The following is a 9,991-nucleotide window of genomic DNA, read 5'->3' as shown; positions in this document are numbered from 1 at the left end:
CTTCACCACCAGCTACCACACGCGCTTTCCCGAATATCTCAGCGCCCGCCTGCCGGTGCCGGAAAGCTGGGCTTACAACTGGCTGCGCGACTTCCACAATTCCGGACAGGGCACGCTTGTCGCCACGCAATCGCTGGCCGACGATCTCGCGGCGCGCGGCTTCAACAAGCTGAGGCCCTGGACGCGCGGCGTCGACACCGACCATTTCCGGCCCGACAAGCGCAAGGAAACCGGATTTCCGCGCCCGGTCTTCCTGTGCGTCGGCCGCGTCGCGATCGAAAAGAACCTGACCGCCTTCCTCGATCTCGACCTGCCCGGCAGCAAGGTGATCGTCGGCGAAGGGCCGGAACTGGCAAAACTCAAGGCGCGCTATCCCGACGCGCATTTCCTCGGCCATCGCCCGAACGACGAGCTGGCCGAGATCTACGCCTCGGCCGATGTGCTCGTGTTTCCGAGCCGCACCGACACTTTCGGCAACGTCATCATCGAGGCGCTGGCCAGCGGAACGCCGGTGGCCGCCTATCCGGTGACCGGACCGATCGACATTGTCGGCGATGGCGTCGGCGGAGCCGTGTCGAACGACCTGGGCGAGGCGGCGATGAAGGCGCTTGACGTCGATCGCGCCGAAGCACGCCAGCGCGCCATGCGCTACAGCTGGAAGGCCTGCGCCGAGATGTTCCTGGACGTAGTCGAGGAAGCACTGGGCATGTCAAGCAAGCGCGCCGATCAGGACAGGGTGGCTCCGGGTCGCCCTAGGCTCGTCCTAGAATAGGCGCCCGCCGTCCGGCACCTTGCGCTCGATGGCGCCGAGCACCACCGCGCCCTCTTCATCGGGAAAGCCGAGCGTGAGGACCTCCGACATGAACGGACCGATCTGGCGCGGCGGGAAATTGACCACCGCGAAGACCTGCCGGCCTATAAGCGTCTCCGGCGCGTAGTATTTGGTGATCTGCGCCGACGACTTCTTCACCCCGATCGCCGGGCCGAAATCGATCTTCAGCTTGATTGCCGGCTTGCGCGCTTCCGGAAACGGCTCGGCCTCGACGATCGTGCCGGCACGGATATCGACACGGTCGAAATCGGCAAAGCTGATCTCGGGCTTGCGCTCGCTGCTGGAACTCATCGGCGATATCGGCTTGGTTCAGGCGTTTCCATGGGTCTCGAAGAGCACGCTGGAGAGCGCGTCCTTGGCCGATGTACCCGACCAGACGACGAACTGGAAGGCCTGGAAATAGCATTCGCAAGCTTCGAGCGCCGACGATAGAAGCACCTCGACCTGCTGGCTCGACGGCTCGACCCCGCCGGCAAGCAGCAGCGACTGCCTGAACATGATCGCACCTTCCTGCTCCCAGAGGTCGAAATGCCCGAACAGCATCTGCTCGTTGATCAGCGACAACAGCCGCATCACTTCCAGCGCGCGCGTCTCCGGCACCTTGATGTCGAAAGCGCAGGCCAGGTGCAGCGCCTCGAAATCCTCCATCCAGGAAAAGGAGACATGATAGTCGGTCCAACTGCCGGCCACCGAAATCGAAATCTCGTCGTCGCCGGCGCGCTCGAAGGACCAGTCATTGTTGTGGGCCACCTGCTCGATGACGTCCACCGGGTGGATTTCGCGGGAGAATTCGAGTTCGAGGAGTTCCATGAATGCTTCCTGTGTTCAGGGGAGCGCCACACGCTCCGCGGGGCACACACGACGAACAATCTTGTCTAGAACTCGGACGGTCAGGACTTTCCAACGCAAAGACCCAACCGGACCCCACCGCCCGGCGCATGACCCTGCTTCGAATCATGCAACAAATTCAGTCTATTGATCGGGAGTCGCGTGAACAGCCCAATTTTTCGCACCGGGTCATCCGCATGTGGAAAGGTGGCTGTCACAAAGATTCATGCAATGCCGGTAAGCGATTCACGGCAAAGCGATTTTTCGGATCGCGCTATGTGGAAAAGTTTAACGATTATTTTTTTGCGCGGGGCATCGCGGCACCCGCAGGTGCGGCCTGTCCGGTCAGATCGGCGAGCCTGGCCTCGAGCGCCTCGAGGCGCGTCGCCAGTTGGATGTTGTCTTCCCGCGCCTTGACCGCCATCTCGCGCACCGCCTCGAATTCTTCGCGCTGCACCACATCCATGGAATTCAGCATGCGCTCGGCCTGCGCCCGGAACGCCGTCTCCACTTCGCGCCGAACGCCCTGCGCGGCACCCGCGGCGTCGGTCATGATCTTTGCGAATTCGTCGAGAATGCGGTTCGGTCCGGTCGCCATGGCAGATCCTCGCTTTGTCGTTTTGACGTAGTGGCGCGCGGCGTGGAATGCAAGCGCATTGCGGCGTGCTCACCTGGTTACGATTTGATCTCACCGTGTCCGTCGTTGTCGTTATTATCTGATAGGATGTGTCGAACGGGAGCGTGAGATGCCCAACACTGGGGGTTCGGAAAAGCGCATTGCCGCACTAGACGCAGCGCTCGCCAAGGGCATCAGCGACGTCGAAGCAAAGCGGACAATGCCTGCCGAAGAGGTGTTTGACCGCTTGGAAGCCAAATACAGGGAATTGGCCCAAGGCCAAAAGCCAAAGCCGCCACGTAACGGCGATTAGCTGCGTCCCAAAGTCAGATTTGCCGCGCTGCCGTTGCCTTGACCCCGCCAAAACCCTGCCGCATGGTCCGCGCCCGAACATGACCGCGCCCTGGAGACCCTGTTGAGCGAATATTTCCTGCTGCCGCTGGCCTCCCTGCCCTTCCCCGACATCGACCCGGTCATCGTCAAAATCGGGCCGCTGGCTGTGCACTGGTATGGCGTCGGCTACATCGTCGGCATCCTCTTTGCCTGGTGGTATGCCAAACGGCTGGTCACCAACGCCCACCTCTGGCCGGACGGCCACCTGCCGATGAAGCCCGAGGACCTTGACGATTTCATCGTCTGGGCGGCGATCGGCGTCGTGCTCGGCGGGCGCACCGGCTATGTACTGTTCTACGACCTGCCGCGCTATATCGCGCATCCGCTCGACATCTTCGCCGTCTGGCAGGGCGGCATGTCCTTCCATGGCGGCCTGCTCGGCGTCATCCTCGCCATGACGCTGTTTTCGCTCAAGCGCCGCATTCCGACCTGGACATTGTTCGATGTGGTGTCGGCAGGCGTGCCTGTCGGGCTCGGTCTTGTGCGTGTCGCCAACTTCATCAATTCGGAGCTTTGGGGCCGGCCGTCAAACGTGCCCTGGGCGATCGAATTCCCCAATGGCGGCCCGTTCACCCGCCACCCAAGCCAGCTCTACGAGGCCTTGCTCGAGGGCCTGGTGCTGTTCCTGGTGCTGCGCTTCCTTACCCATTCGCGCCTGAAACTGAAGACGCCGCGCTTCGTTGGCGGCGCCTTCATCTGCGGCTACGGCCTGTCGCGCATCTTCGTCGAGTTCTTCCGCGAGCCCGACCAGCAGCTCGGCTATCTGCTCGGCACCAGCTGGCTGACCATGGGCATGATCCTGTCCACGCCGATGGTTCTCGCCGGCATCTGGGCCATGGTCACGGCAAAGCCGACGCCACAGCCGCGGGCGGCATGACCCGGCTGAAGGAACGCATCAAAGGCCTGATCGGCGCGGCGGGGCCGATCCCGGTCAGCGAATATATGGCGCTCTGCCTGTTCGATCCCGAGGAGGGATATTACACGACGCGCGAGCCCTTCGGCGCCGTCGGCGACTTCATCACTGCGCCTGAGATCAGCCAGATGTTCGGCGAGCTCGTCGCCGTCTGGCTCTACCAGGCCTGGCAGGGCGCCGGCCGGCCCCTGCCCGCGACCTTTGCCGAGATCGGCCCCGGCCGCGGCACGCTGATGAAGGACATGCTGCGCACTTGGTCGCGTCTCGACCCGGCGCTGGTGGCCAGAGCCTCCTTTGCCATGGTCGAGACCAGCCCGCGCCTGGCTGAGATACAGAGGCAGACTCTTGCCGGTCAAAACGCGGCGCTTGCCTGGTACCAGACCATCGACACGCTGCCGCCGCAGCCGCTCTTCATCGTCGGCAACGAATTGTTCGACGCGGTGCCGATCCGGCAGTTCGTCTATGTCGGCACGGGCTGGCGCGAGCGCGTGGTCGGCCTCGATGGCGCCGATGAGCTGCACTTCTTCGCCGGCGCGGGATCCGTCGACCCGGCGCTGCTGCCCCCTGGCGCCGCCAATGCGCCGCAAGGCGCCATCGTCGAAGTGGCGCCTGCCCGTTCGGCGCTGATGGCGCAGATCGCCGAACGCATAGCCAGCCAGGGCGGCGCCGGCCTCTTCATCGACTACGGCCATCTGCAGCAGGGGATCGGCGACACTTTCCAGGCGCTGCGCCGTCACAAGCGCGAGGACGTTCTGGCCGATCCAGGCGAAGCCGACCTCACCGCCCATGTCGATTTCGCCGCACTTGCCGACATCGCGCGGGCGCACGGTCACGATGTTCAATTGTCGACCCAGGGCGAATTCCTGCTCGGCATGGGCCTGCTCGAACGTGCCGGAACGCTCGGCGCCGATGCCGATGCCGAAACACGTCAGGTCATATCGGACGCGGTCGAACGCCTGGCCGGCCCCGACGCCATGGGCGAGTTGTTCAAGGTGATGAAGGTCCTGCCGAAGGCGAAAGGCGGCTGAGATCGGCGCGCGGCCTCGGTGGCTGGCCCGCTCGTCTCCGAACTTCGCCTTGACGAACCCGCCTTGCACGGACGACAAACCCAACCATGCTGAATCAGACCAGACCCGATCCAGTACGCTCGCCGCTGCTTGAAAAGGCGCAAGGCATGCGCCACGGCTACTTCACCCGCATCGGCGGCGTCTCCGACGGCATCTATCGGGGCCTCAACATCGGCACGGGCTCCAGCGACGACCAGACATTGGTCGCCGAGAACCGGCGGCGCGTCGCCGATTGGATGGGTGTGCCCGCGGACCATCTGCTGACCGCGCACCAGATCCACTCGCCGGATGTCGTTGTCGCCAGGGAACCCTTCGCCGGCCCTCGCCCGAAAGCCGACGCCATCGTCACCGATCGTCCGGGCATCGCCATCGGCGCATCGACCGCCGATTGCGGGCCGGTGTTGTTTGCCGATGACGAGGCGCGCGTCATCGGCGCCGCCCATGCCGGCTGGAAGGGCGCCTTCACCGGCGTGCTCGAGAACACCGTCGCGGCGATGGAAGGCCTCGGCGCCCGCCGCGACCGCATCGTCGCCGTGCTTGGCCCCTCGATCGGGCCCGACAATTACGAGGTCGGGCCGGAATTTGTCGCCCGCTTCGTCGAGGCCGACGCCGGCAATGAACGCTATTTCAGCCCATCCAGGACTGTCGGCCACTCGATGTTCGACCTCAACCAATATACGGTCGACCGGCTGCGCAAGGCCGGCGTGACCGCCGAGGGGCTTGGCCGCTGCACCTACGCGGAAGAAGACCTTTTCTATTCCTACCGGCGCACCACACACCGCAAGGAAGCGGATTACGGGCGCCAGGTTTCGGCAATCGTTCTGGAGAAAGAGTAATGGCGCTGCATTTCGAACGTTCGGAATTCGACGCGCGGCGTGACCGGCTGCTGATCGAGATGGCCGAAAAGAAGCTCGACGCCGTGCTCCTGTTCGCGCAGGAGAGCATGTACTGGCTGACCGGCTACGACACGTTCGGCTTCTGCTTCTTCCAGTGCCTGGTGGTGAAGGCCGACGGCTCGATGGTGCTGCTCACCCGCTCGGCTGATCTGAGGCAAGCGCGCCATACCTCGACCATCGAGAACATCGTGCTTTGGACCGATCGTCAGGGCGCCAACCCGGCAATCGACCTGCGCAACCTGCTCAACGACCTCGATCTGCTCGGCGCCCGCATCGGCGTCGAATACGACACCCATGGCCTGACCGCCTATAACGGCCGCCGCCTAGACGAGCAGTTGCAGACCTTCGGCCAGATCGCCGATGCCTCCGGCATCGTCGGCCGGCTGCGCCTGTTCAAGAGCCCGGCCGAGATCGCCAAGGCGGAAAAGGCCGCCAATCTTTCCGACGACGCGCTCGATGCCGCCCTGCCGCTGATCAAGCAGGGTGGTGACGAAGGGCTGATCCTCGCCGCCATGCAGGGCGCTGTCTTTGCCGGCGGCGGCGACTATCCGGCCAACGAATACATCATCGGCTCAGGCGCCGATGCCCTGCTCTGCCGCTACAAGGCCGGCCGCCGCAAGCTTACCAAGAACGACCAGCTGACGCTTGAATGGGCCGGCGTGTTCCACCACTATCATGCCCCAATGATGCGCACCATTTTGACGGGCAAGGTGTCGAAGCGCCATCAGGAATTGTTCGACGCTTCCCGAGCCGCGCTGCTCGCGGTCGAAAAGGCGATGACGCCGGGCAACACCTTCGGCGATGTCTTCGACGCGCATGCCCGCACGCTCGAAGCGCACAATCTGACCAAGCACCGGCTGAACGCCTGCGGCTACTCGGTCGGCGCCCGCTTCACGCCATCCTGGATGGACATGCCGATGTTCTACCAAGGCAATCCGGAGCCGATCGCGCCCAATATGACGCTATTCGCGCATATGATCATCATGGACTCCGAGACCGAGACGGCCATGACGCTCGGCCGCACCTACCTCACCACGGAATCGGCGCCGAAGCCGCTGTCGCGCCATGATCTCGACTTGATCGTGCAGTGAATCCATAATGGTTGGTTCACGCGGGGGCGTTCGCCACTAGGGAGTTTTCAAGCAAATGAGACGATCGCGGATGACGACCGTGTCATTGCTTGCAGCGCTGGCGCTCGGCGCCTGCACCAACGCCAAGGACGTGCTCGAACCTTCGGCCATCACTCCGCCGGCGAGCTCGGCCCAGTCCTCGGCCGCCCCGCAGGGCACATCGACGACGGCCACAACCCCGACCACGACCGCGCCTGCCCCTTCTCCCGCGCCTTCCATCACAGCGTCACCCAGGACATCGGCCCAGACCGCTGCCCTGGCCAAGACACGGTTGCAGGTGGCGCCGATCGTCGGCGCATCGGTGGACGTGGCGGCACCGTTGACGGCGGAACTGCAGACCCGCGCCAAGCAACGCGGCTTGACGCTTGTCGGCAGCACCGACCAGACGGCGACGCATGTGCTGAAAGGCTATTTCTCGACGATGTCCGAGGGCAAGGACACCACCGTCATCTATGTCTGGGACATTTACGACCCCTCGGGGAACCGCCTGCATCGCATCAACGGCCAGCAGAAAGCGCCCACGGTCGGCAGCGGCGAGGGCTGGCCCGCGGTGGCACCCGCGACCATGCAGGCCATCGCCGACCAGACGATCGACCAGTTCGCCGCGTGGCTCGGCAGCGGCGGCGCCGGTTGACCGTACGGTAGCCGGCCGAACTGTTGCCGGCCAAACTGTTGCCGGCTTGCGATGTTTTGCTTGTTTGTTGCAGTCGCCGAAGGGATTCCCGATAACGAGGCTTGCAATACCGGCGCGGGCCGCTAAAAGCCCGCTTAAAAGGCTCGTTGAGAGTCTCTCGGGTCTCTCCATCCTTCACCAGGAACGGTGCATGAAGCTTTTCGCGGGCAATTCCAACCGGGTGCTGGCCGAAGCGGTCGCTCGCTATCTCAACGTCCCGCTAGGGAAGGCCAGCGTCAGGCGCTTCGCCGACCAGGAAATCTTCGTCGAGATCCAGGAAAACGTGCGCGGCGAGGATGTCTTCATCCTGCAGTCCACCTCTTATCCGACCAACGACCATCTGATGGAACTGCTCATCATGATGGACGCTTTCATGCGCTCCTCGGCGCGACGCATCACGGCGGTCATCCCCTATTTCGGCTATGCAAGGCAGGACCGCCGCGCCTCCGGCCGCACGCCGATCTCGGCCAAGCTGGTCGCCAACATGATCACCCGCGCCGGCGCCGACCGCGTGCTGACGCTCGACCTGCATGCCGGCCAGATCCAGGGCTTCTTCGACATTCCGACCGACAATCTGTTCTCGGTGCCGGTGATGGCCCGCGACGTGAAGGCCAAGTACAAGCAGCTCGGCAATGTCGTGGTCGTGTCGCCCGACATCGGCGGCGTGGTGCGGGCGCGCGCGCTGGCCAAGCGTTTCGACGCGCAGCTGGCCATCGTCGACAAGCGCCGCGAGCGCCCCGGTGAATCGGAAGTCATGAACATCATCGGCGCGGTCGCCGGCAAGGATTGCCTGCTGATCGACGATATCGTCGATTCCGGCGGCACGCTTTGCAACGCGGCCGACGCGCTGCTCGCCAACGGCGCGACGTCCGTCACCGCCTACATCACCCATGGCGTGCTGTCGGGCGGCGCCGTCGCCCGTATCGCCGGCTCGAAGCTGCAGGAGCTGGTGATCACCGATTCCATCCAGCCGACGCAGGGCGTGCTCGACGCACCGAACATCCGCGTCATCTCGATCGCTGACCTGATGGGCGAGGCGATCTCACGCACGGCGACGGAAGAGTCGGTCTCGAGCCTGTTCGACTAGAGCGTTTCACCGTTTCACGGAAACGGCGAACCGCTCTATCTCTTTGTTTTTGCGCAATTCCGGACGGAAAACCGCTCACACTTTTCCTGGAATCGCTCTAGTCGATTTCGATGGGCGCGTAACGCAGCAGCGTCACGCCTTGTGCAAGGCGCTCCGTGCCGAGCGGCTTCAACGCCAGCGACAGGCCGGACTGGAAATACGGCTTGCCGCCGCCGAGCACGATTGGATGCATATAGAGCCGGTATTCGTCGATCAGGCCCGCGCGTGCAAGGTGCCCAGCAAGCTCGGCGCCGGAAACGGAAATCTCGCCGTCCGTGTCCGCCTTGAGCGACCTTGCCACCGCCTCGGCATGCTCCTTCACCAGACGGGCATTTGGCCCGACTTCCTGAAGCGTGGTCGAAAACACGATCTTCGGCGTTTCACGCCAGGCGTGGGCAAAATCCCGCTCCACCTCCTCGGCGGCGATCTCACGCTCCGGGCTGTCCCAGAAGCGCATTGTCTCATACATCCGGCGTCCGCAGAGCGCGATCGACGTCCGCCGCATCTCGTCGTTGAAATGCTGATGAAGTTCCTCTTCGGGGACCGGCAGTTCGATGTCTCCGCTCGGGCCGGCGATATAGCCATCGAGCGATGTCAGCATGGCATAGACGATCGTCGCCATAGCGTTCCTCCGATTTCGCGCCCCCGCAAAGAACCATATCTGATTGCAACTTGCAACCGGAAGTCCGGATGGAACCCGGAGATGCGATGCCTCGACCCGATGCCGCGGCTCGGTTTCACGCAGCAAGCGGGCCGCCTGTGCGGCGCGGGTTTTCACCGGCATCGCGCGCGCCGCGCATATAGCCGCGCGGCGAAGCGCCGAGCATGCGCTTGAACATGGTGGTGAAGGCCGGCACGCTGTCATAGCCGAGATCGAGCGCCACCCTGGTGATCGGCTCGCCATCGGCGAGCCTTGGCAGCGCGGCGAACAGGCAGGCCTGCTGGCGCCAGGTCGAAAGCGACAGCCCGGTCTGGCGCTGGAAAGCGCGGGTGAAAGTGCGCCGGCTCATGCCTGCGGCATCCGCCCACTCGTCGATCGTGGCGTGCGGCGAAGGAGCCGCCACGAAGCGCCTGCAAAGCGCCGCGAGCTTCGGATCGGACGGGAAAGGCAACCCAAGCGGGCGTTCCGGCAGGTTCGGGATTTCGTGCAGCAGCAGTCCCATGACCAGCGCTGCCCGCCCTTCGAGCTCGCCGCCTTGCGGCAGTTTCTCCGATTCAACGATCAGGCTGTGCATCAACTCGGTGATGCCGACGACGCGCAATCCCTCCGGCAGACCGGCAATGGCATCAGGCATCACATAGACCGAGCGCATCGAGACGTCGCCCAGCATCTCGACCGAATGCTCGGTGCCGGCCGGTATCCACATCGCATGGTCGGGCGGCACCATCCAGCGCCCGTGCTTCGTCGTCACCAACACCACCCCCACCAGAGCATGCAAAAGCTGGCTGCGGCTGTGGCGGTGTTGCGGCACGTGATAGCCGTCCGGGTATTCGGGCGGCAGCGCCACCGCCGGCCC

13 protein-coding genes are annotated in these 9,991 nt (G+C 64.2%); 8 read left to right on the top strand and 5 right to left on the bottom strand.

Annotation, left to right across the window (positions count from 1 at the left end; all coding sequences use genetic code 11):
- Window positions 1-772, top strand: a 772-nt coding sequence (locus tag EOA28_RS13075) for a glycosyltransferase (protein WP_148670705.1), incomplete at its 5' end; no start/stop codon positions are given.
- Here EOA28_RS13075 and EOA28_RS13070 read toward each other — a convergent pair.
- From EOA28_RS13070 to EOA28_RS13060, 3 genes are all read right to left on the bottom strand, one after another.
- Window positions 764-1,123, bottom strand: a complete 360-nt coding sequence (locus EOA28_RS13070) for a tRNA-binding protein (protein ID WP_127251739.1) — start codon at window positions 1,121-1,123, stop codon at window positions 764-766. The genes EOA28_RS13075 and EOA28_RS13070 overlap by 9 nt on opposite strands.
- A gap of 18 nt (window positions 1,124-1,141) precedes the next feature.
- Window positions 1,142-1,642 carry a YbjN domain-containing protein gene (locus tag EOA28_RS13065; RefSeq protein ID WP_040989643.1) on the bottom strand — a complete coding sequence of 167 codons (501 nt, stop codon included), beginning with the start codon at window positions 1,640-1,642 and terminating at the stop codon, window positions 1,142-1,144.
- A gap of 313 nt (window positions 1,643-1,955) precedes the next feature.
- Window positions 1,956-2,258, bottom strand: a complete 303-nt coding sequence (locus EOA28_RS13060; RefSeq protein WP_128314936.1) for an accessory factor UbiK family protein — start codon at window positions 2,256-2,258, stop codon at window positions 1,956-1,958.
- A gap of 148 nt (window positions 2,259-2,406) precedes the next feature.
- On the opposite strand from EOA28_RS13060, the gene EOA28_RS13055 reads away from it, so the two are divergent.
- From EOA28_RS13055 to EOA28_RS13025, 7 genes are all read left to right on the top strand, one after another.
- Window positions 2,407-2,589 (top strand): hypothetical protein, encoded by a 183-nt coding sequence (locus EOA28_RS13055; protein WP_127251741.1) that lies wholly within the window; start codon window positions 2,407-2,409, stop codon window positions 2,587-2,589.
- Window positions 2,590-2,691: 102 nt separating this feature from the next.
- Window positions 2,692-3,546: a prolipoprotein diacylglyceryl transferase gene (lgt, locus tag EOA28_RS13050; RefSeq protein WP_127251742.1), complete on the top strand. Its 855-nt coding sequence runs from the start codon at window positions 2,692-2,694 to the stop codon at window positions 3,544-3,546.
- The gene (locus EOA28_RS13045) at window positions 3,543-4,610 is read left to right on the top strand and encodes a class I SAM-dependent methyltransferase (protein ID WP_127251743.1); all 1,068 of its coding nucleotides are present in this window, start codon (window positions 3,543-3,545) and stop codon (window positions 4,608-4,610) included. Before lgt ends, EOA28_RS13045 begins: the two co-directional genes overlap by 4 nt.
- Before the next feature lie 86 nt (window positions 4,611-4,696).
- Window positions 4,697-5,485 carry a peptidoglycan editing factor PgeF gene (gene pgeF / locus EOA28_RS13040; protein ID WP_127251744.1) on the top strand — a complete coding sequence of 263 codons (789 nt, stop codon included), beginning with the start codon at window positions 4,697-4,699 and terminating at the stop codon, window positions 5,483-5,485.
- Complete coding sequence (locus tag EOA28_RS13035) at window positions 5,485-6,636, top strand: Xaa-Pro peptidase family protein (protein ID WP_042647462.1); 1,152 nt, start codon at window positions 5,485-5,487, stop codon at window positions 6,634-6,636. The genes pgeF and EOA28_RS13035 overlap by 1 nt, the downstream gene beginning before the upstream one ends.
- 55 nt (window positions 6,637-6,691) lie before the next feature.
- A complete protein-coding gene (locus EOA28_RS13030) occupies window positions 6,692-7,309 on the top strand; it encodes a hypothetical protein (protein ID WP_127251745.1) in 618 nt (205 codons plus the stop codon).
- Between the two features lie 190 nt (window positions 7,310-7,499).
- Window positions 7,500-8,435: a ribose-phosphate pyrophosphokinase gene (locus EOA28_RS13025; RefSeq protein WP_126081663.1), complete on the top strand. Its 936-nt coding sequence runs from the start codon at window positions 7,500-7,502 to the stop codon at window positions 8,433-8,435.
- A 97-nt stretch (window positions 8,436-8,532) separates the two neighbouring features.
- On the opposite strand, the gene EOA28_RS13020 is transcribed toward EOA28_RS13025, so the two are convergent.
- Both EOA28_RS13020 and EOA28_RS13015 read right to left on the bottom strand, forming a co-directional pair.
- A complete protein-coding gene (locus EOA28_RS13020; protein ID WP_127251746.1) occupies window positions 8,533-9,096 on the bottom strand; it encodes a dihydrofolate reductase family protein in 564 nt (187 codons plus the stop codon).
- Between the two features lie 115 nt (window positions 9,097-9,211).
- A partial coding sequence (locus tag EOA28_RS13015; protein ID WP_148670704.1) for a helix-turn-helix transcriptional regulator occupies window positions 9,212-9,991 on the bottom strand: 780 nt, incomplete at its 5' end.

This window comes from Mesorhizobium sp. M2A.F.Ca.ET.067.02.1.1 (assembly GCF_004023285.1).
Classification (GTDB): domain Bacteria; phylum Pseudomonadota; class Alphaproteobacteria; order Rhizobiales; family Rhizobiaceae; genus Mesorhizobium.
This window is presented reverse-complemented; position numbering and strand designations above follow the sequence as displayed.